24 protein-coding genes and 1 pseudogene are annotated in these 22,060 nt (G+C 40.4%); 19 read left to right on the top strand and 6 right to left on the bottom strand.

All coding sequences use genetic code 11. The features are described from left to right. Positions 1-461: 461 nt before the first annotated feature. Together AC2HW8_RS04670 and AC2HW8_RS04675 are read right to left on the bottom strand one after the other, a co-directional pair. Positions 462-917, bottom strand: coding sequence for a YaiI/YqxD family protein (locus tag AC2HW8_RS04670; protein WP_484312208.1), 456 nt, complete (start codon positions 915-917; stop codon positions 462-464). Between the two features lie 8 nt (positions 918-925). Continuing rightward, positions 926-1,597, bottom strand: a complete 672-nt coding sequence (locus AC2HW8_RS04675; RefSeq protein WP_304013688.1) for a peptidylprolyl isomerase — start codon at positions 1,595-1,597, stop codon at positions 926-928. Positions 1,598-1,731: 134 nt separating this feature from the next. On the opposite strand from AC2HW8_RS04675, the gene AC2HW8_RS04680 reads away from it, so the two are divergent. Both AC2HW8_RS04680 and AC2HW8_RS04685 read left to right on the top strand, forming a co-directional pair. Further along, the gene (locus AC2HW8_RS04680) at positions 1,732-2,574 is read left to right on the top strand and encodes an ABC transporter permease (protein ID WP_484327216.1); all 843 of its coding nucleotides are present in this window, start codon (positions 1,732-1,734) and stop codon (positions 2,572-2,574) included. A 4-nt stretch (positions 2,575-2,578) separates the two neighbouring features. Next, a complete protein-coding gene (locus tag AC2HW8_RS04685) occupies positions 2,579-3,853 on the top strand; it encodes an ABC transporter ATP-binding protein (protein ID WP_296665927.1) in 1,275 nt (424 codons plus the stop codon). A gap of 199 nt (positions 3,854-4,052) precedes the next feature. Here AC2HW8_RS04685 and AC2HW8_RS04690 read toward each other — a convergent pair whose 3' ends face one another. Beyond that, a complete protein-coding gene (locus tag AC2HW8_RS04690; protein WP_021884141.1) occupies positions 4,053-4,595 on the bottom strand; it encodes an N-acetylmuramoyl-L-alanine amidase family protein in 543 nt (180 codons plus the stop codon). A 282-nt stretch (positions 4,596-4,877) separates the two neighbouring features. On the opposite strand from AC2HW8_RS04690, the gene AC2HW8_RS04695 reads away from it, so the two are divergent. Next, a complete protein-coding gene (locus tag AC2HW8_RS04695; RefSeq protein ID WP_303671992.1) occupies positions 4,878-5,540 on the top strand; it encodes a lactate utilization protein in 663 nt (220 codons plus the stop codon). 60 nt (positions 5,541-5,600) lie between these two features. Here the strand turns inward: AC2HW8_RS04695 and AC2HW8_RS04700 are convergent, their stop codons facing one another. Next, a complete protein-coding gene (locus tag AC2HW8_RS04700; RefSeq protein WP_484327217.1) occupies positions 5,601-5,732 on the bottom strand; it encodes a hypothetical protein in 132 nt (43 codons plus the stop codon). A gap of 52 nt (positions 5,733-5,784) precedes the next feature. Between AC2HW8_RS04700 and AC2HW8_RS04705 the strand changes: the two genes are divergently transcribed. From AC2HW8_RS04705 to AC2HW8_RS04735, 7 genes are all read left to right on the top strand, one after another. Then, positions 5,785-7,107 (top strand): RsmF rRNA methyltransferase first C-terminal domain-containing protein, encoded by a 1,323-nt coding sequence (locus tag AC2HW8_RS04705; protein ID WP_337806020.1) that lies wholly within the window; start codon positions 5,785-5,787, stop codon positions 7,105-7,107. Next, positions 7,104-7,958: a 16S rRNA (adenine(1518)-N(6)/adenine(1519)-N(6))-dimethyltransferase RsmA gene (gene rsmA / locus AC2HW8_RS04710; RefSeq protein ID WP_117519624.1), complete on the top strand. Its 855-nt coding sequence runs from the start codon at positions 7,104-7,106 to the stop codon at positions 7,956-7,958. The genes AC2HW8_RS04705 and rsmA overlap by 4 nt, the downstream gene beginning before the upstream one ends. A gap of 2 nt (positions 7,959-7,960) precedes the next feature. Further along, positions 7,961-8,242, top strand: a complete 282-nt coding sequence (locus AC2HW8_RS04715) for a hypothetical protein (protein ID WP_119251640.1) — start codon at positions 7,961-7,963, stop codon at positions 8,240-8,242. Positions 8,243-8,447: 205 nt separating this feature from the next. Then, complete coding sequence (locus tag AC2HW8_RS04720; protein ID WP_117519623.1) at positions 8,448-11,045, top strand: cation-translocating P-type ATPase; 2,598 nt, start codon at positions 8,448-8,450, stop codon at positions 11,043-11,045. Between the two features lie 120 nt (positions 11,046-11,165). Beyond that, entirely contained in the window at positions 11,166-11,387 is a 222-nt protein-coding gene (gene relB / locus AC2HW8_RS04725) for a type II toxin-antitoxin system RelB family antitoxin (protein WP_015524080.1), read from the top strand. Next, the gene (locus tag AC2HW8_RS04730; RefSeq protein ID WP_298762961.1) at positions 11,384-11,656 is read left to right on the top strand and encodes a type II toxin-antitoxin system RelE family toxin; all 273 of its coding nucleotides are present in this window, start codon (positions 11,384-11,386) and stop codon (positions 11,654-11,656) included. Before relB ends, AC2HW8_RS04730 begins: the two co-directional genes overlap by 4 nt. Before the next feature lie 205 nt (positions 11,657-11,861). Further along, positions 11,862-12,398 (top strand): inorganic diphosphatase, encoded by a 537-nt coding sequence (locus AC2HW8_RS04735; RefSeq protein WP_015524078.1) that lies wholly within the window; start codon positions 11,862-11,864, stop codon positions 12,396-12,398. Between the two features lie 134 nt (positions 12,399-12,532). On the opposite strand, the gene AC2HW8_RS04740 is transcribed toward AC2HW8_RS04735, so the two are convergent. Then, positions 12,533-12,739 carry a hypothetical protein gene (locus AC2HW8_RS04740; protein WP_015524077.1) on the bottom strand — a complete coding sequence of 69 codons (207 nt, stop codon included), beginning with the start codon at positions 12,737-12,739 and terminating at the stop codon, positions 12,533-12,535. A 134-nt stretch (positions 12,740-12,873) separates the two neighbouring features. Between AC2HW8_RS04740 and pgeF the strand changes: the two genes are divergently transcribed. Continuing rightward, positions 12,874-13,704 (top strand): peptidoglycan editing factor PgeF, encoded by an 831-nt coding sequence (gene pgeF, locus AC2HW8_RS04745; RefSeq protein ID WP_293616051.1) that lies wholly within the window; start codon positions 12,874-12,876, stop codon positions 13,702-13,704. 48 nt (positions 13,705-13,752) lie between these two features. On the opposite strand, the gene AC2HW8_RS04750 is transcribed toward pgeF, so the two are convergent. Continuing rightward, a complete protein-coding gene (locus tag AC2HW8_RS04750; RefSeq protein WP_484327218.1) occupies positions 13,753-14,718 on the bottom strand; it encodes an RluA family pseudouridine synthase in 966 nt (321 codons plus the stop codon). A 117-nt stretch (positions 14,719-14,835) separates the two neighbouring features. Here AC2HW8_RS04750 and AC2HW8_RS04755 point away from each other — a divergent pair, with 117 nt between their 5' ends. The 8 genes and pseudogenes from AC2HW8_RS04755 to AC2HW8_RS04790 all read left to right on the top strand — a co-directional run. Then, positions 14,836-14,979, top strand: coding sequence for a hypothetical protein (locus AC2HW8_RS04755; RefSeq protein ID WP_173018961.1), 144 nt, complete (start codon positions 14,836-14,838; stop codon positions 14,977-14,979). 2 nt (positions 14,980-14,981) lie between these two features. Beyond that, positions 14,982-15,071, top strand: a complete 90-nt coding sequence (gene spoVM, locus AC2HW8_RS04760) for a stage V sporulation protein SpoVM (RefSeq protein WP_021884148.1) — start codon at positions 14,982-14,984, stop codon at positions 15,069-15,071. A 197-nt stretch (positions 15,072-15,268) separates the two neighbouring features. Beyond that, positions 15,269-16,792: a DUF3794 domain-containing protein gene (locus tag AC2HW8_RS04765; RefSeq protein ID WP_293639554.1), complete on the top strand. Its 1,524-nt coding sequence runs from the start codon at positions 15,269-15,271 to the stop codon at positions 16,790-16,792. Between the two features lie 13 nt (positions 16,793-16,805). After that, a complete protein-coding gene (gene spoIVA / locus AC2HW8_RS04770; protein WP_296640625.1) occupies positions 16,806-18,284 on the top strand; it encodes a stage IV sporulation protein A in 1,479 nt (492 codons plus the stop codon). Positions 18,285-18,455: 171 nt separating this feature from the next. Further along, positions 18,456-18,878: an OadG family transporter subunit gene (locus AC2HW8_RS04775; protein WP_015524069.1), complete on the top strand. Its 423-nt coding sequence runs from the start codon at positions 18,456-18,458 to the stop codon at positions 18,876-18,878. A gap of 31 nt (positions 18,879-18,909) precedes the next feature. Then, complete coding sequence (locus tag AC2HW8_RS04780) at positions 18,910-20,148, top strand: sodium ion-translocating decarboxylase subunit beta (protein ID WP_046432262.1); 1,239 nt, start codon at positions 18,910-18,912, stop codon at positions 20,146-20,148. Between the two features lie 254 nt (positions 20,149-20,402). After that, positions 20,403-21,134 (top strand): YveK family protein, encoded by a 732-nt coding sequence (locus AC2HW8_RS04785; protein ID WP_021884152.1) that lies wholly within the window; start codon positions 20,403-20,405, stop codon positions 21,132-21,134. A 215-nt stretch (positions 21,135-21,349) separates the two neighbouring features. Beyond that, a pseudogene (locus AC2HW8_RS04790) lies at positions 21,350-21,865 on the top strand (CpsD/CapB family tyrosine-protein kinase); the annotation flags it as partial. Positions 21,866-22,060 lie beyond the last annotated feature (195 nt).

Below are 22,060 nucleotides of genomic sequence, written 5' to 3' on the forward strand. Positions count from 1 at the left end.
TTAATAGCTGTTAGGTGCGGTCGGGAAGATAGTTTGAATCGTTTATATCATATTTTGCCCGAGTATGCGACTGCAAAAATTCTTACGGTAAAACATAAAACACCCCGAAGATTAAGTTCTTCGGGGTGTTCTGTTTGTAAATGAGTGTCAAAGTATATCGACATATTTCAATAGATGTGATATACTGATTGTGCTGTTGACTCTTTCCGGCAGGAAGGAGGCGACTTTCTTGGAGTTGCTTATATCCTTTTTCCTATCTGTTGGAGCAAGTGTAGTTGCCTACTACATTTGCAAGTGGTTGGATAGATAGTAACTTCAACAGCCAACCTATGAATAAACCCTCAAAGTCGGTAGCTTCGAGGGTTTCGTTTTGCCCAATGGACTATTTACATCATTTTGCCTATGATTATTGAAACACACATTTCTGTGCATTTCAAGTATATGCCGAAAAATTATTATTCTTAATTAGAATTATTTAACGCTTTCACAAGCAAAGATTCAAAGCTTTTTTCAAAGTTTTCGTCATCTTGTTTTGTACGCTTTTTCGGTCCTTTAATGTGATGCTTGCCGTTTGACATTCTCGCCTTTTTGGCAAGGTGTCTGTCCATAAGCAGACCGCCTATGTTATCATCCGAGAAAATTTTTCCCGATTGATGAATACAGTACGCACCCTTTCCAAGCACAAGTGCCGCAACTCCGTAATCCTGAGTTACCGCAATGTTGCCCTTTTTACAAAGGTTGACAAGCGCCAAATCAACTGCGTCTGCACCTGCACCGATAATTTTTATCTCGCTGTAATCTGACTTTAGAACATGGTTTGTGTCACATAAAAGCACAACGGGAACATTGTGCTTTTGTGCAATCCTTTCAACCGATTTTACAACAGGGCAGGCATCCGCATCAACAAGAACAGTTATACCGTTCATTATTTTTCCTCAATCTTAATTGAGTTGATAACAGGCTGATTTTTCTTTTCAACAGTACCGTTTGAATCTGTAACAGGTGTGTCCTTGCAGATTTTATCAACAATATCCATACCCTTTGTTACCTTGCCGAATGCAGCGTACTGACCGTCAAGATATGTGCTGTCAGCCTGAACAATAAAGAACTGTGAGCTTGCACTGTCGGGATCATTTGAACGAGCCATTGAGATAACGCCTCTTGTATGTGAAAGGTTGTTTTCAACACCGTTCTGAGCAAATTCGCCCTTGATTGTTTTTTTACTGCCGCCTGTGCCGTCACCCTTTGGGTCGCCGCCCTGAATCATAAAGCCGGTAATAATTCTGTGGAAAGTAAGACCGTCATAAAAGCCGTCTTTTGCAAGGTCAACAAAGTTCTTGACTGTAATCGGAGCAAGCTCCTCATAAAGCTCAACTTCAATTTTACCGTAGTCTTTAACATCAATAGTAGCTGTGTAGCTTGATTTGTAGTCGGTTGTGTCTGTGCTTGCGGATGTCGTTTCTTCGTTTGAAACTGCAGAAGTTGCTTTTCCAGAAGAACTGCTCTCTGTGTCACCGCCGCAACCGCTCATTAAAAAGCATGTGCAGAGAATAACTGCGGCAACCATAATTGCCGAAATCTTTTTAATTTTTGTCATTTTCAAATTCCTTTCGTAAATAAACTTAATTTATTTTATCATTATTATGTCTGCAAATCAACCTGAATTGACACAAAAATATAAATGTGTTAAAATTTTTTGTATGTGAAATACCGACAAAAGGGGAATGTGGCTTGAAAAATAATGAAATAACCGATATTACTTCAAAACGCAGATTGTTTGAGCTTAATCTCGGTGATGTCCGAAAGTACCGTGACCTTGTTATGCTGTTCGTAAAGCGTGATTTTAAAAATTCCTACAAGCAAACCGTACTCGGACCGTTGTGGATAATAATAAAGCCGTTCCTTTCAACATTTGTTTTCACCGTAATTTTCGGTATGATTGCCAATATCTCAACTGACGGAATGCCTCAATTCCTGTTTTTTATGGCAGGCAATATTTTGTGGTCGTTTTTTTCAAGCTGTCTTAACGGCAGTTCATCAACCTTTATCGGCAACGCAAGGCTGTTCGGCAAGGTGTATTTTCCAAGGCTCGTAATGCCGTGCGCAAACATAATTTACAACACAATCGGTTTTTTGATTAACTTTGTAATGTTCTTTATACTTGTTCTTATATATATGTTTACGGGTTCAAATGTTCACCCGAATTTATGTGCATTGCTTATGCCTTTGATTTTGCTTTCTTCGGCACTTTTAGGCACAGGCTGCGGACTGATTGTTTCGTCTGTAACAACAAAATACCGTGACCTCGGTGTGCTTGTTTCATTCGGAGTAACATTGTGGATGTATATTACTCCTGTTGTTTATCCTGTTTCTCAGGTGTCGGATTCATTCCGTCCGCTTGTACTCTTAAATCCTGTTGCTCCGCTAATTGAAACATTCCGTTACGGATTCTTAGGCAGCGGAACATTTCCGTGGCAATATCTCATATTGAGCTTTGCTGTTACGGCAGTCGTTCTTCTGTTCGGAATAATCGTCTTTAATATGGTAGAAAAGAATTTTATAGATACGGTATGATGTCATGACTGAAATGAATGAAAATTGCGTAATAAAAATTGAAAATCTTTCAAAAGAATACCGACTCGGTGCAATCGGTTCGGGAACTCTCCGTCATGATTTGCAGAGTTGGTATGCAAAAAAAAGAGGTAAAGAAGATCCGAATCAGAGAATCGGTGCCAAACAATACACAAAAGGCGACACATTTTTAGCACTTGACGGTGTGAACCTTGAGGTAAACCGTGGAGAACGCATAGGAATTATAGGCGCTAACGGTGCAGGCAAGTCAACTCTGTTAAAGGTTTTATGCAGAATTACCTCTCCGACAGACGGCAGAGTGCGTTTCAGGGGACGAATTGCCAGTATGCTTGAGGTCGGAACAGGCTTTCACGCTGAGCTTACCGGCAGGGAAAACATCTACCTTAACGGTGCAATCCTCGGAATGACAAAGAAAGAGGTCGCTTCAAAAATAGACAGTATTATTGAATTTTCAGAGTGCGAAAAGTTCATTGACACGCCCGTAAAGCGTTATTCATCGGGTATGTTCGTAAAGCTTGCGTTTGCTGTTGCGGCACACCTTGATGCAGAAATCATGATTATGGACGAGGTGCTTGCTGTCGGAGATATGCACTTTCAGAAAAAGTGTATCGGGAAAATGCGTGACCTTGCAACCGAGGAGGACAGAACTGTCCTCTATGTTTCACACAATATGAATACTATTCGTGACCTTTGCGACAGGTGCATAGTTCTTGATCACGGCAAAATTGTTTTTGACGGCGATGTTGAAGACGCTGTAAAAATCTATCTCGGAAGTGCAAACGAAAATTTCCGTGCCATTGAATATGTCGGAAACGAACACAAGCATCATGCCGACAGAAACGACCTATGTCTGCAATTTGCCGGATATAACGGCAAAGAGAATAATATTTTCTATGATGACGAGCAGATTCTGCTTGAACTCACATGGAAAAACAAGGCTGATATTGAAAATCTTTGTCTGCGTGTTGAAGTGAGCGATTACCGAAGATATCCCGTTACCGCATTTGTGGTTGAAAATTTCTATTCGGGAAAAAAGGGCGAAACCCACACGGCAAAATTGAAAATAGACATATCAAAAATTGTTCGTGGCGGATACTATACACGCTATGTTTTTTACAGCCGAAAGAACGATGCCGCCCCCTTTGAAACCTTAGAGGTCGCAGACGGTTTGACTTTCAGAAGAAGAAAACCCGATAAATACCAAAACACCTGGCAAAAAGCCTGGGGCAGTATTGAGATGAATGATATTGAAGTTGTATAAAAACAAATTGAAATTTGCGGTTGGGCAAGCAGTTAATATTAAAAGAAATTTGTGTTCCGAATGTTGTGAACATCTAATTGAAATGTAATGAAAGAAACAATATGAGCGAAAGATCTGATTATTTTTAAACGCATATCTTGATGAATAACAAAAGGTCAGCACATAATCGTGTTGACCTTTATTATTTGTCAAAATTAAATTACGGCTCGACAAACGGCAAATTAAAATACTCGGCAACTGATTTTGCAAGATTTCTGCCGATTGCATTAATGTTGTCCCTAATCCATTGAGCTTCTTCGGGGTTATCGTGATATGCAACCTCAATCAATGCCGACGGTGATTTTGTCCGTCTGACTTCCGCAAGTGAGGTGGTAGGGATTATGTCAACATCGTTCGATTCGGGATAAATATCCTTGTAATTCTTTTGCAGAATTTCAGCGAAACGCTTGCCGTTACTGCTTGTCGGATAGTAATAAATGTCAGCACCCGTGTATCTGCCCGCCGAACCCTCGGGAGCGGCATTGCTGTGAATTGCAAGGTGCAAATCGTGATTGCCCTTGTTTGAATCTGCAATTGCCTGACTCAGCGTCATATCGGGATCGTTTCGCCTGAAATCTATTCCGCTTGCCCTCAAATAAGGCTCCATGGCGTCTGCAATAAGATTCATATAATATTCTTCATTTCCTCCGTCAATATAAGGGTTGTACTCCTGCAATGACGGTGAAAGATAAACTGACGGCATAAAATCTCTCCTAAAATTAATCTCTTATCATTTTATTCGCAAAACGCGTGCCGTTGACAAATAATTTTCTTTTCAAAATTCAATTTGTATTGTATAATGATTACATATGATTTTGGCGAAAATGTTGGCAAGTGTATAATATCACAATTATTGTGTGTGAGCAGATTGTAACCGTAGGCAGAATGTCAAGTGTAGGGGCGAATATTGTTCTTTTAAAGAACTATTATTTAATGTAAAAGCTTGCTTAATTACTTTATGAAATTATGAAACGGAGAAATTATTATGACGGATGAAATGAGAGCAAAAGTTGAGAAAGTTATGAAAAATCTTGAACGCAACAAGATGAAACCTTATTTTTGCGAAAACAGCGAAGAGGCTCAGGCACTTGTAAAAACACTCATTAAAAAGGGCGAAACAATTTCATGCGGAGGTTCAAAAACTCTCGACGAAACGGGAATTTATCAGATAATTAATTCACCCGATTACAATTTTCTTGACCGTTCCGCACCCGGAATGACTCGTCCCGAGGTTGAAGAGGTTTACCGTCAGACTTTCAGGGCAGACACATTTTTTATGAGTACAAACGCTCTTACCGAAAACGGAGAGCTTTATAATGTTGACGGCAACTCAAACCGTGTTGCCGCACTTCTTTACGGTCCGAAAAGCGTTATCGTTGTATGCGGTATCAACAAAATTGTAAAGAATATTGACGAGGCAATCAAGAGAGTTAAAACAATTGCCGCTCCGCAGAATACAATCAGACTCGGCATTGAAACCCCTTGCGGAAAAACAGGCGAATGTGTTTCATTGAGAAAAGAAAATCCCGAGCTCTGTGACGGTTGTCACGGTGACACAAGAATCTGCTGTAACTATGTGGTATCTGCTCAGCAAAGACATATTGACAGAATCAAGGTTATTATCATCGGCGAAGAATACGGCTATTAATTCCCATAAAGAAAAAAGCCGTATCAAAAAGACACGGCTCGGGAGAACTTCAGAATGTAATCATCTGCAATTGTTCTGACTTTTGTTCTGGCTGTTCTGCTGATTTTTATTCTGATTGTTGTTCTGATTCTTATTCTGGCTGTTCTGCTCGTTCTTGTTCTTATTGTTGTTCCGATTCTGATTGAAGTTCATTTCAACACCTCCTTTACAAAACTATTATTAACCCGAAAAGGCTTGTTTATTCATGAATGATTTTTTATTGCGAATGAAATCACTTCTGGGTGATGAATTTGACGAATTTTTAAAATTTTACAACAGTGACGATTTCATAAAGGGACTTCGTGTCAACACCTTAAAATGTTTGCCCGAAAAGCTTTGTTCACTTCTTGATTTTGAACTCAAAAAAACTCCGTTTTGCGATGAGGGCTTCTATATTCCGTCCGATGTTAAGTCAATCGGCAACAATCCTCTGCACCATGCAGGAGCATTCTATGTTCAGGAACCGTCTGCAACTTCGGCAGTTACAATGCTTGATGTTCATGAGGGCGATTATGTCCTTGATTTGTGTGCCGCTCCGGGCGGAAAAAGTACGCAAATTGGCGCTAAACTTAACGGAACAGGACTTTTGTGGAGCAATGAAATTGTAAGAAACAGAGCGAATATTCTTTTATCGAATATTGAACGAATGGGAATTTCAAACGCAGTTGTATCAAACTGCCGTCCCGATGAACTTTGCAAAAGGCTTGAAAATCGTTTTGACAGGATTCTTGTTGACGCCCCCTGCAGCGGTGAGGGAATGTTCCGCAAGAATGATGCGGAGCGTGAATGGAGCATTGAGCATGTAAAGAGTTGTGCCGCCCGTCAGCTTTTGATTCTTAACAGTGCAAAGGATGCCCTAAAGAACGGCGGACATATGGTTTATTCAACCTGTACTTTTTCAAAGGAAGAAAACGAGGGCGTAATTTCTCGCTTCCTTACAGAAAATCCCGATTTTGAACTTGTTGATTCGGGCGTAACATTCGGCAGACCTACGCTTGATTATGCGAGAAGAATTTTCCCGATGGACGGCGGAGAAGGACATTTTGCCGCCAAGCTTCACAAAAAGGGCGAGCCGTATTCTAATTATAATATTCCTAAAAAGAATAATAAAATTGACTCGAAAATTTTTGATTTTTATGACAGTATTTTTATCGATAGACCGTTCGGTGAAAATATTGAGGTTATAAAGGATAAAATTATAGTTCTTCCACAGAATTATAATTTTGATGTAAAAGGCTTGCAGATTCTACGTGCGGGAGTTATTCTCGGCGAAATTGTCAAGAACAGAATCGAACCGCATCACAGTGCATTTACGGCAGCTAAAAAGGAAAACTGTAAATCCGCAGTTGATTTTGATGTGAACAGTAAAGAAATTGCAGCGTATCTTCACGGTGAGGAAATTGCCGTGTCACAGGATGTCAAAGGCTATACGGCTGTCTGCGTAAACGGAATCACAACAGGCTTTGGCAAAGCGTCAAATTCAAGACTGAAAAATAAATATCCGAAAGGGCTTCGCATATTAAGATGAAAAAATTATCAGATATAGGTACAATCAAAGATATACTTTCAAGACACGGCTTTACTTTTTCAAAGTCACTCGGTCAGAATTTTCTTATAAACCCGTCAGTTTGTCCGAGAATGGCAGAGCTTTCGGGTGCCGGAGAGGGAGTTGGCGTAATTGAAGTCGGTCCCGGAATAGGTGTTCTCACAACAGAGCTTTGCTCGCTTGCCGACAAGGTTGTAGCGGTTGAGCTTGACAAGCGACTTCTTCCCGTTCTTGAAGAAACACTCTCCGAACACGACAATGTTAAAGTTGTAAACGATGATATTCTTAAAATTGACTTGCACAAGCTGATTGAAGAAGAATTTCAGGGAATGGATGTTGTTGTGTGTGCAAATCTTCCGTACTACATCACATCTCCCGTAATTATGAAATTACTTGAGGACAGACTGCCGATTTGTGCAATCACGGTTATGGTTCAAAAAGAGGCGGCTCAGCGAATTTGTGCTGAGGTGGGTTCTCGTGCAAGCGGTGCGGTAACGGTATCGGTCAACTATTACGCAGAACCCGAAATGCTGTTTTCGGTTAGTGCCGGCTCGTTTATGCCTGCTCCAAAGGTTGATTCGGCTGTTTTAAGACTTAACATTCTCAAAGAACCGCCCGTGAAGGTTGATGACGAAAAGAAGTTTTTTAAGGTTGTAAAAGCCGCCTTTTCACAGCGAAGAAAAACACTTTCAAATTCTCTTGCATCGGGACTTTCTTTGCCAAAGGCAGAGGTCAACGCAATTCTTGAAAATTCATCCGTTCCTCTGAATGCAAGGGCGGAACAGCTTAAACTTGAAGATTTTGCAAACATTGCAAACAATCTTGGTGATTGATTATGAAAAGAAAAATGAACGGTCTTTATAAAACCGCTTTTATATTAATGCTTGTTGCCGCAGTGCTTTTCATTGTTGCAACAATTGTTGCATATGCTCTTGAACGCCCGTATTTCTCCGCAGCCTTTTCATGCAGCGGTGCTTTTCTTGCATTTTTGGGCATAATATTTGCAACCTGCAGTAAACCCAAAAAACGCAAAAGACACCTTGTCACAGATGAAATTGTTGCCGAAAATGATGATATCAACAAAATTTCGGAAAATTCTGTTGACAATGAGGAATAAATTTGATAGAATGGTTGCAGATAAAGGGGAGTAGTTCGCAGATAATCTGTGATATTAATCGTCAGTACATACCGTTTTCGGTATCGGTTATATCTTAAAGAACAAGACTTTTATTGTGGGGTGAGTTGCACCTTGCAATAAAGGTCTTTTTTATTTGCCTTTTTCAGTCTGTCTGTATTCTGCAATCCGAACGGAGGAGAAAATTATGAAAAATTGGTATCAGTTGACCGAGAGCGAAACTCTTGACAAGCTCGGTGTCACAAGCGAAGGACTTTCGTCACAACAGGCTGACAGCCTTCTTGAAAAACACGGAAAAAATGTGCTTGAAGAAAGCAAAAAGAAATCTGTTTTTCAGGTGTTTTTAAGTCAGTTTGCCGACCTTATGGTAATAATCCTTATAATTGCGGCAATTGTTTCAATGTTTTCGGGAAGTGTTGAAAGCACAATCGTAATTTTTGCGGTAATCACACTTAACGCTATTCTCGGCACGGTTCAGCATGTCAAGGCAGAAAAGTCACTTGAAAGCCTTAAATCGCTTTCGTCACCCTCGGCAAAGGTAATCCGTGACGGAAGAAAAATTGAAATTGATTCAGAAAACATCGTTCCTGGCGACATTGTTGTACTTGAGGCAGGTGACCTTGTTGTTGCAGACGGAAGAATAATCAATAACTATTCATTACAGGTGAATGAGAGCTCGCTCACGGGTGAATCTACAAATATTGACAAAAGTGTGGAGACAATTGAAAAGGAAGTTCCGCTTGCCGACCGCACTGATATGGTCTTTTCGGGTAGCCTTGTAACATATGGCAGAGCAATTGTCGTTGTTACGGAAACAGGCATGAACACAGAAATCGGTAAAATTGCTACACTTATGAATCAGGCAAAGAGCAAGAAAACTCCCCTCCAGCTCAGCCTTGATAAATTTTCGAGCAGACTTGCCGTTATTATTATGGCAATCTGTGTAGTAGTTTTCGGCTTGAGTATGTTCAACGGAATGTCGGTTCTCAACTCTCTTATGTTTGCCGTTGCACTTGCAGTAGCCGCAATCCCTGAGGCACTCGGCTCAATCGTCACAATTGTTCAGGCAATGGGTACGCAAAAAATGGCAAAAGAAAATGCCGTTATCAAGGATTTGAAGGCTGTTGAAAGCCTCGGTTGTGTGTCTGTAATCTGCTCCGATAAGACGGGTACGCTCACACAAAACAAAATGACTGTTCAGAAAATCTATGTGAACGGCGAAAGTATTCTTGAGGATCAGCTCGACCTTAATATTGAAAGCCACCGTCATCTCCTTTACGATATGGTTCTAAACAACGATTCGAGTATCGTTGACGGAAAGGGAATAGGCGACCCGACCGAGTACGCTTTGCTTGAAACATTTCAGCATATCGGACTTGACGAAAATGTGCTTAGGGATGTCCTTACAAGGGTTGAGGAAGTTCCGTTTGATTCCGACAGGAAGATGATGAGCACAAAGTACAAAATGCACGGTGTAAATCATATTCTCACTAAGGGTGCGCTTGATTCGATTCTTGACCGTTGTGTAAGTATCGCAACAAAAGACGGTATTCGTCCTATTACAGATGAAGATAAGGCTGAGATTTCAAGAGTTAACCGTGAATATTCCGAACAGGGACTCCGTGTTCTCACCTTTGCATATAAGGAATCTGATGAGGCTCTCACGGTTGACACAGAGAATGATTATACATTCATCGGACTTGTTTCAATGATAGATCCTCCGAGAGAGGAGTCAAAACAGGCTGTTGCCGATGCAATCCGTGCAGGAATCAAGCCTGTTATGATTACGGGCGACCACAAAATCACAGCAAGTGCAATCGCAAAGCAGATTGGTATTTTCAATGACGGCGACATCGCAGTTACAGGTCTTGAGCTTGACGCAATGAGCGATAAGGAGCTTGACGAAAAAATTGAAAAAATTTCTGTTTATGCACGAGTTTCTCCTGAAAACAAAATCAGAATCGTTGAGGCTTGGCAAAGAAAAGGCAACATTGTTTCCATGACAGGTGACGGTGTAAACGACGCACCCGCTCTCAAAAAAGCGGATATCGGTGTTGCAATGGGTATCACAGGTACCGAAGTTTCAAAAGACGCCGCATCTATGATTCTTCAGGATGATAACTTTGCTACAATTATCAAGGCGGTTGCAAACGGCCGAAATGTTTACCGCAACATTAAAAATGCAATTCTTTTCTTGCTTTCGGGTAATATGGCAGGTATTTTTGCCGTGTTGTTCTGTTCAATCATGGCTCTGCCCGTACCGTTTGAGGCGGTTCACCTTCTGTTTATCAACCTTCTTACAGACTCACTTCCAGCAATTGCAATCGGTATGGAGAAGCCCGAAAAAGATTTGCTCAGGCAGAAACCCCGTGATCCGAAACAGGGAATCCTTACAAAAAGCTTTTCTGCTCTTATGCTCGGACAGGGCGCTTTGATTGCCGTTGTAACGCTCATTTCATTCTACATCGGACTTCAGACAAGTCCAGCCGTTGCAAGCACAATGGCATTTGCAACACTCACGCTTGCAAGACTGTTCCACGGCTTTAATTGCAGAAGTACACATTCAATCTTTAAACTCGGACTTTTTTCAAATACGGCAAGCATAGGTGCTTTCTTTATCGGAACATTACTGCTCGCATTTGTATTGTTTGTTCCGTTTATGCAGCCGCTTTTCAGCGTTACCGCACTCACAGGCGCACAGGCAGGCTTTATAGCCCTCCTTGCATTCATCCCGACATTTATAATTCAGTTTGTAAAAGTTATTGTTGAAAATGTGAGAAAGTAAATTTAATAACATTGAACACGGCAGATTGATTTTGTCGTGTTCTTTTACTTTTATCGAATAAAATTCATTGACAAAGAAATAATAATGTAGTACAATGTACTATACAAGGAGGTCAGTATTATGGCATTCTCAATCAGATTAACAGAACAGGAAAAGAAAATAGTAGACAGCTATGCTCGGTTGCACTCAATATCACTCGGAGAGGCTTTTAAACAGGCTTTGTTTGAAAAAATCGAAGAAGAATATGACCTTGCCGTTTTTGATGACGCTTATGATGAATACAAAAAGAGCGGTGAAGAAAGCAGACCAATCTCTGATTTTTGGAAGGAACTTGACATATGAGTTATGTTGTAAGAACCACTCCGAGATTTGAAAAAGAATTTAAAAAACTCGACAGATATACCATGAAGATGATTAAAGCGTGGATTGAAAAGAATTTGTCGGGTTGTGAAAACCCCAGAGTAAAGGGAAAAGCTCTCACGGCAAATTGCAAAGGTCAATGGCGGTATCGTATCGGAGATTACAGACTGCTCTGCCTTATAGAAGACGAAGAACTTGTTATTCTTGCTTTGTCTATAGGTCACAGGCGAGAGGTTTATGACAACACTTAAAATTTAAAACACTTAAATAATCAAACTCGGTCATAATCTTTGAGTAATTATGACCGAGGATTATTTATTTTGAATTATTTTGATTGAAATTACAAAAATTCCTTGACAAAGTTTGATAGATTTCTTATAATTAAACCATAACATAATGTTTCACAGGGTATTACAGGATATATAAAAAATAAGGTTAAGAAGGGTGGCAGAAATTATGAACATTTGGCACGACATTTCTCCGAAGAGAATTACAAAAGACAAGTTTTATGCAGTAATCGAAATTTCAAAGGGCGGCAAAAACAAATATGAGCTTGACAAAGAAACAGGTATGCTCAAGCTTGACCGTGTGCTTTTTACATCAACTCACTATCCTGCAAACTACGGCTTTATTCCGAGAACCTTTGCAGATGACGGCGATCCGCTTGATGTTCTTGTTTTGTGCAGTGAAACAATTCAGCCGATGACGCTCGTTGAATGCAAGCCTATCGGCGTTCTCAATATGGTTGATAACGACAGCTGTGACGAAAAAATTATTGCAGTTCCCGTTAACGATCCCAACTACAATTGCTACAGCGACATCAGCGAACTTCCAAAACACTATTTTGAAGAAATTCAGCACTTTTTCCAGGTTTACAAAACACTTGAGGCTGACAAGGTTACTTCGGTAACCGAAACTGACGGTGTTGACAAGGCAAAGGAAATCATTGAAAAGGCTATCACAAGCTATATTCGAGATTTTCAGATGGCGTAAATTTATAAAGACTGCAAAACTAAAAGCTTTACCAAAAAACGGTAAAGCTTTTTCTTTTGAATGTGTAATTTAATTCTGAAAAGGAATATTAACAAAATTCATTCCTGTATAATAAAAATACGAAATACGGCGGATTAAAGTTTAAAATCCTTTGCCGAAAAATCTGTCTTAAAAACCGTGACATTCGGCATACGCAACAATGGGTCATACTTGAACGATCTGCATTTTCCGTCTTTGACCTGCTTTGACTTTTTGCAGAACATAATATCATTTTCAATTCCGTTGTATTCGCAATATGAACAGTTGACAGGAATATTCTTGCCAAACAAACTTTTTTTCATAATCAACACCTCTGAATGAATATAGTATATCATTAACTCAGCCGTGTTTCAAGCATAATATTTTGTCGGAAAATATTGACAAAGCAATTAATCGGTTAAAAATAATCTTATTATAAAATATGGAAGGAACACTTATGAAATTTTTTTCAAAAACAATGAAGCTCAACAACATTGATACGGTTCCGTATCTTACATATAATTCTTTATCAGAAATTAATTTCATCAATCACGCATTCACAACCCGACTCGGCGGTGTGTCAACGGGTGAATTTACATCAATGAATATGGCATTCAACAGAGGTGACAATCCCGACAGCGTAACCGAAAATTACAAAAGATTCTGCAAAAGTGCAGGCTTTGATTATGAAAGTCTTGTAGCCTCGGCACAGGATCACCACACGGTTGTAAGAGCGGTAACATCTGCCGAAAAGGGCATAGGTATCTACAAGCCCCGTGATATGGAGAGCGTTGACGCTTTGATTACAAATGAAAAGGGAGTAACCCTTGTAACCTACTATGCCGACTGCACACCGCTGTTTTTTGTCGATACAAAGAATAAGGCAATCGGACTTGCCCATGCCGGATGGAGGGGAACTGTCGGCAGAATAGGGGAAAAGGTTGTTGAGAAAATGACTGAGCTTTACGGTACAAATCCTGCCGATATCAAAGCTGCAATCGGTCCCGCAATTTCAGTTTGTTGCTATGAGGTTGACTATCCGTGTGCAGAACATTTTCTGAATCTTGCAGACCTTGACAGCTCAAAGTTCGTTTTTGAAAAAGGAAACGGAAAATATATGGTTGACCTTTTAGAAACCAACCGTCAGATTCTTACTGCTTCAGGTGTAAAAAATGAAAACATAACAGTTTCGGATGTCTGCACCAATTGCAACAGCGACCTCTTATGGAGTCACCGTGCCACCAAAGGTCACAGAGGCACAATGAGTGCATTTATGTGTATAAAATAAGAATACTATTTTTGCTTTTGCAAAGCAAAAGGCGGTTATTGACCGCCTTTATCTATCTAGATTTATCTTTCTGTTTTTTGCAAACCATACATCGTTTACCTCAAATTCCTTGCCGTTAAGGTAATTAAGAATGCCTGCATCGGTTTCAAAATTGAATTTCAGCTTATAGCTGTAAAGCGCCTGATACTTAATGCTGTCGGGTGCTTTTTTGCCTTTGCCGTATTTTGTATCGCCCACAAGCGGATGTCCGATTGATGCCATATGCGCTCTTATCTGATGAGTTCTGCCCGTCAGCAGTTCAACCTCGGCAAGGCTGAATTTGCCGTTGAAGTCAAGAATTTCATATTTTGTCTTGATTTCTTTTGAACCCTCAACTTCATTTTTGAAAACAGTAACCTTGTTTTTACTTTCATTCTTGGTCATATAGCCGTGAAGTGTGTCGCTGTCCCTTTTTGGCTTTCCGTATAAAAGGCAGAGATAGTATTTTTCAAGCTCTCTTGTTTTCATTTTTACGTTTAGGATTCTTAGACTTTCGGCATTTTTAGCCGCAATAACAATTCCGCCCGTGTTTCTGTCAATTCTGTTTACAAGTGCAGGCGCAAAGGCTTTTTCTTCATCGGGATTATATTCACCTTTGTCATACAGGTAGTGCTGAACTCTTGCAACAAGTGAATCAAAGTGATAATTCTTGTCGGGGTGTACGATTATGCCCGGCTTTTTATCTATAAGTATAAGGTTTTCATCCTCATAAACAATGTCAAAGGTTTTCGGTGCCTTCATGAATTCATAGCTTTTTTGCTCCGATGCCTCAAAAAATTCGTCCTTAATATAAAAGGTAAGCACATCGCCCTCTTTGAGCATGGTCTGAATATCACACTTTTTGCCGTTTACCTTAATACACTTTTTTCTTATATATTTGTACATAAGCGACTTTGGCAGAGTTTTGAATCTTTTCTGTAAAAATTTATCGAGTCGCTGATTTGCGTCATTCTTTTTAATTTCAAGTGTTCTCATAGTCTGTAAAATTCTCCGTAATTGTTTTCTCAGTTTATCTTATATCAATTTTAAAAATAATTCAACCGCTTTTGCACATAATTTGATTTTGTGTATATTCTGATATAGGGTGATACAGTGAATTGTTACACACAGAGAATAAAATCTGCAGTATGCTTTGGACTGGGACTGCTGTGTGCATCACTTCTGCCGAGTGAATGGGTACTCGTCATTGCGGCAGGCGCACTCGTAGTTGTCAGTATTTGTTGTGTACGGAGGTAATTATGAAAGTTGTACTTATTGAGAAACCAAAATTCATATCGGCAATTTTGAGAAAAATTTACGGAATCAAAAAGGAAACCAAGCCGGAATAACAGTCATATGTTTGGACGCTGTTCCAAAATCTTGCTATTGGTAATAGTTTACAATAAATTCGAGCCAAAGATGTGCATAGTTACAAAAAACTTTGCACATCTTATTTTTTAAAATAAAATTATGATTAATCTTACGGGTAATATTTTTCCGCACTCCCTAATATAATTGAACTATAAAACATAAAGGAGAGAAAAATATGGAGTTTAATCAGGAAAACCGCTCGTTTTGCACGCCGTCGGCTGTGCTGGACACGGTTGCCGAACAGCTTGCAGATGTTGACCTCACTCTGCCCGATTATTGTCCGGATATAGAAAAAATTCTGAAATGTACCCTCACACCCAAAATTCAGAGCAGAACCCTTTCGGGAGGTCAGCTCCAGATTGACGGATTCTGCACAGTAAATGTAATGTATGTGGAAAGCATAAAGAAAAGCGTGCGCTGTTGCGAACAAAGCGTGAATTTTTCACAGAACTTTTCGGTAAAAGACGCTCCCGACAATCCGGTTATCATCACAAAAACCAAGCCGGAATACATAAACTGCAGGGCATTAAGTCCCCGCAGACTTGTTATGCACGGAGCGTTTTCATTGTATGCAAAGGTATTTTCAAAAACTCAGACGAGCATTTTCACGCCTTCCGATAATATCGAAACCGACCGAAAGACCGTTACCTGTGCCGATCTTAAATCGTTCTGTCAGGAACAGTTTTCTGTTTGCGAAGAAATTTCGGTAGGCGAAAAACCGCAGATTGAATCCGTTCTCCGTAGCGATGTAAGCGTCGGAGTAATTGACGCTAAGGCTGTAACGGGAAAGCTTATGCTAAACGGTGAACTTAATCTCAAGCTTTTGTACCTTTCAAACGCAGAGAGCGGAGAAGTTGAAAAGCTTGACTATCTGTTGCCGTTTAACAAAATTTTAGATTGTGACGGAATTGACGAAAACACAATCAACTGTGTTTCCTGCGATGTTATGTCGTATGACATCAGACTGAAAAATGATATGCTTTCCGAAAAGCCGTCTGTGATACTTGAAGTTAAGCTCTGCGTTACGGAGGAGGGCTATATAACCCGTGAGGAGGAAATTGTATGTGACGCCTACTCAACAGAATTTTCCTCATTGCCGGAGTTTGAACAATTAAAAATTACGGGCGAGGTTGTTCCGATTAATGAACCTCATATGGAAAAAATGTCCGTTAAGATTGATGACGGAAAAATCTCACGAATTCTCGATATTTTCACAGAACAAATAACTGCCGAGGCTTCACACGATGACAGAGGTATGGTTATAAGCGGAAAAATCAACATATGCATATTGGCGCTTAACGGGGAAGATATGCCTGTATTTATTGAGCGTTCAGCCGATTATGAGCATATTATTCCGCAGACAGACTGCACCTGTGCCAAAATTTTCGGTACAAGGACAGCAAGTATAAGCTACAGACTTGCCGAGGATGATGTCATAGAAATTCGTTGTGAGCTGAAAATTTGCGGTGCTGTTTTTTCGGAAAACAGAGTAAACACCGTAAAAAATGTAAATGTTTTTGAGGATAAACCTATACCTCCCGAAAATTGTGCGCTGACATTATACTTTGCCGACAAGGGAGAAAAGCTCTGGGATATTGCTAAATCCCACAACACAAAGCTTGATTTGTTGCTTTCGGAAAATTCGGCTGAAAATCAGGTGCTCGACGCACCTAAAATGCTGTTGATTCCGAGAATATAGGGAGGTATAAAAAATGGAAGAGAGAAATGTTTATCAGGATATTTCCCGAAGAACCGACGGCGATGTCTATATCGGAGTAGTCGGTCCCGTCAGAACGGGAAAATCTACATTTATAAAAAGGTTTATGGATTCGCTTGTCCTACCCAATATTCGTGACGAGGCAGTTTACAGGCGTACCGTTGACGAGCTTCCTCAATCTGCGGCAGGAAGAACCATAATGACCACAGAACCCAAATTTATTCCCGAGGAATCCGTTGAAATCAATCTCGGTGGCAACACAACCTTCAATGTGAGAATGATTGACTGCGTAGGCTATATTGTAAACAGCGCAATCGGTTACAGCGAAGAGGACGAACCGAGAATGGTAAAAACTCCGTGGTCAAACGAGGCGATTCCTTTTGATGACGCCGCAGAAATAGGCACTAAAAAGGTAATTACCGACCATTCAACAATCGGTCTTGTTATCACTACTGACGGAACAATCAGCGATATTCCGAGAGAAGATTATATTGAAAGTGAAAAAAGAGTAATTAATGAGCTGAAAGCAATCAATAAACCGTTCATTATACTTCTCAATTCAGTTGCACCTACGGCAGATGAAACAATTCGCCTGTCAAACGAAATGACCGCCGAATACAAGGTCCCCGTAATTCCCGTTAGCTGTATGGAGCTTGACGAAACCGAAATCAAAAGGATACTTGCACAGCTTTTGTTTGAATTTCCAATTCGTGAAATCAAGGTTGACATTCCGAAATGGGTTGTAAAGCTCGATAAAGACCATTGGCTGAAATCGGTTGTATTTGATTCAATAAAGAAAAATGCCGCAAAAATTGAGAAAATCAGGCAAATTCAGCAGATAATCTCTGATATTGAGCAATGCGAGTACATCACATCTGCAAAGGTTACGAGTCTTGACCTCGGAAAAGGATATGCGGAGATGGCCGTATCTATCGAAAGCGAACTTTTCTACAAGGTTATCTCGGAAGAAACAGGGCTTGATATAACCGAGGAGTACGAACTTCTGAACTGCATAAAAACTCTTTCGCAAAAACAAAAAGAATTCGACAAGATTGCACAGGCTTATGAACAGGTTCAGGAAACGGGCTACGGAATTGTTATGCCGACAATTGACGAACTTACCCTTGATGAACCGCAGATTATTAAGCAGAGCGGAAAATACGGTATCAAGCTGAGAGCAAGCGCACCGTCAATTCATATGATGAAGATTTTTACGCAGACGGAGGTAACTCCGATTGTCGGTTCGGAACAGCAGTCCGAAGAGCTTGTGTCTTACCTTCTCAGAGAATTTGACGAAAATCCGGAAAAAATCTGGGAGAGTAACATATTCGGAAAATCAGTTCACGAACTCGTTAACGAGGGACTTCACAACAAACTGTACAGAATGCCTGCCGATGCCAGAAGGCGGATAGGGGAGACAGTTGAAAAAATTATCAATGACGGCTGTAACGGATTAATATGTATAATTCTGTAACGACAAATAACGATAAAATCGCAAAGCTTTAATTCACAAATAAACAGGTTCACAAATAAATAAATTGGTAATATCGCCAAAAAATTATTCGCCCCATATTTGTTATTGAAAATGTTTCGGGAATAAAGTATAATATTCCTATATGCAAATGACAAATATGGGGGTTGTTTTATGAATCTTTCCGATGTAGCTTTATTGGCTAAAGAGGAGCTTTCCCTTGCCGAAAAAGGTATTGCCTCTGCAAAAGTTGTTCTTACAGGTTTTGTTGTTGTATTCGCAATGCTGATTCTCTTGATTTTCATAATCAAGATTTACGGCGCAATCATTCAGAAAGCTCAAAATGCCGGCAAAAAGAGCAAAGAGAAAAAGGCTGAAACCGTAGCAGAAACTCCTGCTCCCGTTGTTGCCGCTCCTGTTGCTCCTGCTCAGACAGACGGTGTTTCCGATGAGGTTGTTGCCGTAATTTCCGCAGCGGTTGCCACAATGTACGGCTCTTCCGAAAAAGCAAGAATCAAGAGTATTAAAAAGTCATCAGACGGCGGTCGTTCCGCATGGGCAAAAGCCGGTGTACTTGATAATACCCGCCCGTTTTAAGGCAAAGTTTTAAGGGAAAGGATGTTATCTAATGGAAATTTTACAAGGCTTTGTAGATGCCGTTGTCGGTATCTTTGAAGACTCGGGTCTGTTAACTCTTAACTGGCAGAACTATGTAATGATTGGTATTTCAATCGTTTTGCTTTACCTTGCAATCAAAAAGCAGTATGAGCCGCTTTTGCTCCTTCCTATCGCATTCGGTATGCTGCTTGTTAATCTTTATCCGAGCATTATGGCTCCGCCTACAACACAGCTTTTGACAGAGGCTCAATGTACCGCACAGAATATTGCGGTGTCGGGACACGCCAAAACGGTGATTGACGGAGTAACTTATATTGAGAATCCGACATACGGCGGACTTCTTTATTACCTCTATCAGGGTGTTAAGCTCGGCATTTATCCGCCTCTTATCTTCCTCGGCATCGGTTGCATGACCGACTTTGGTCCGCTCATCTCTAACCCGAAGAGCCTTATCCTCGGTGCTGCCGCACAGATTGGTATCTTTTTAACATTTACAGGTGCTATTTTCCTCGGATTTACAGAGGCAGAGGCAGGTGCTATCGGTATTATCGGCGGTGCCGACGGTCCTACGGCTATTTATGTAACAACAAAACTTGCTCCGCATCTTCTCGGTTCAATCGCAATTGCCGCATATTCATATATGGCTCTTGTGCCGATTATTCAGCCGCCTATTATGAAGGCGCTCACAACCAAAAAAGAGCGTTCGGTAGTTATGGAACAGCTTCGTCCCGTTTCAAAGCTTGAGAAGATTATGTTCCCGGTAATTGTTGTTATTATCATCGCAATCTTCCTTCCCGACGCAGCTCCGCTCGTTGGTATGCTTATGCTCGGTAACCTCTTTAAGGAGTCCGGCGTTGTTGAAAGACTCAGCAAAACAGCTCAGAACGAGCTTATGAATATTATCACAATCTTCCTTGGTACAACTGTAGGTGCAACCGCATCCGGTCAGAACTTCCTTACTTTTGACACAATCAAGATTATCGTTCTCGGTCTTCTTGCGTTCTGTATGGGTACTGCATTCGGTGTACTTTTCGGTAAGATTATGTACAAGGCAACAGGCGGTAAGGTTAACCCGCTCATCGGTTCAGCAGGCGTATCCGCCGTTCCGATGGCTGCCCGTGTATCCCAGAAGGTTGGTCAGGCTGAAAATCCCGGCAACTTCCTCCTCATGCACGCTATGGGCCCGAATGTTGCAGGTGTAATCGGTTCAGCAGTTGCAGCCGGCGTACTTCTTAATGTTGTAGGCTGATAACCGTAACTTAATAAACTATGATAAAGGAAGTCTTTACGGCTTCCTTTATTTTTGCTGTTAAAGAATCCGACAATGAAAAATTTGTATAATATTAAATAAATTATTTCAATCAATATTTTATGATAGAATTATTGCTGAGAATACATAAGATATAATGAAATATGAATATGTAAATCAGTGCCGTAAAAACACCTTTTTTGCTTTACGGTATGTTTTCTTAATACTTAATACGAATTAAAGGGGCTATATAAATGGCAAAGAATGTAACCATTCAGCGAATTGTCGGCGTCCTTTTGCACAGAATCAAGTTTATTATTCTTGCTACTGTTGTAATGGGACTGCTGTTCTTTATGTATTCACGCTTTGTAATTGCGCCGATGTACAGCACATCTACCATGATTTATGTACAGAACTACAGTTCGTCACAGCGAGCAAATGCCAATGCTAACACCAAGAGTACGACACCTTCAAAGGCTGCCGATGATACAACTAAAAAGACAACCAATGAGGAAAACCAGAAGATATATCCTGCTGATATTTCCGCCTCTGCAAATCTTGCTGAAATCTGCGTTACACTCTTTAAAAATTCCGATGAGATGACAGCACTCTATGACGGCTGCACGGTTAATGTTGATGTAACCGACGGTACTTTCTTTATCACAATTACAGTGGACGGTACAGACGCACAGAAGTGTGCCAATGTTGCCAATCAGCTTGCCGAAAAGGCGGCTGAGGTTTATAATTCAAAATTCAGCTACGGTCAGATTGGAACACTTCGTCAGGCGAAGGTTCCTTCGGCTCCGTATGCACCGAGTAACACAAAGAATATGCTTATAGGCGCCGCAATCGGATTAATTGCTTCCTGCCTTATTTCTATTCTTATTGAACTTATCGACACAACAATCAAGTCTGAGGACGATATTCAGGATATCTACGGTATTCCTATATTTGCCGAAATTCCCGACTTTGAGAACCAGGGTTAAGGAGGAACTATGGCTTCTGATTTTAAATTATTTAAAAAGAAAGACGATAAAAAAAATAACGGACAGAATTTTTCTCTTTCCGATAAGAGCAAGTTTGCAATTGTTGAGTCGTATAAGGCCGCAAGAACTAACATTATGTTCTCGCTTTCCGCAAAAGAAAAAAATGCTTTGCCGTACCCAGTTACTCAAAGGGTGAGGGCAAGAGCACCGTTTCCGCAAATCTTGCAATTTCCTTTTCAAAAATGGAAAAAAGAGTTCTCCTTATCGACTGCGACCTTCGCCGTCCTAATGTTCACAACATTTTTAAGCTTGACAATAAAAAGGGACTTACCAATGTAATCGGTAAAATGATTGAAATTGACGAGGCTGTTAAGCATGATGTTCTTCCGAATCTTGACATTCTTCCGGCAGGTACGGTTGCGCCAAACCCCTCTGAGCTTATGTGCAGTACCAGATTTCAGGAACTTTATGAGCAGTTTGTCAGAGATTATGATTATGTAATTTTTGATACGCCTCCTATCGGTGTGGTTGCCGACGCTCTGCTTCTCAAGGATATGATTGCCGGCTTTGTTGTAGTTGTTCGTGAACGCTCAACAACTCACGGTGACCTTCAGCACCTTCTTGACAGCGTAAAGCTTGCCGATTCAACCGTACTCGGTCTGATTGAGGTAGGTTGTACTTATGATTCAAAGAGAAGAAAGAAAGGTTATTACTACTACCAGTATTATTAATCCCAATTTTGTGCTTTGGCACAAAACTACACATTCTCGATAAAAATAACACAAAATCACAGACTTGCAAACTTTCACCAAAAATGACTGTTGCAGGTCTGTTCTTTTTTGTGAAAATAAAAATGCAAGATTGCAAAAAACATCTTGCATTTCTTGGGCGAATAGAGTAAAATATATTAGAAATTTAAATTGCAT

Source organism: Ruminococcoides sp., assembly GCF_057037865.1.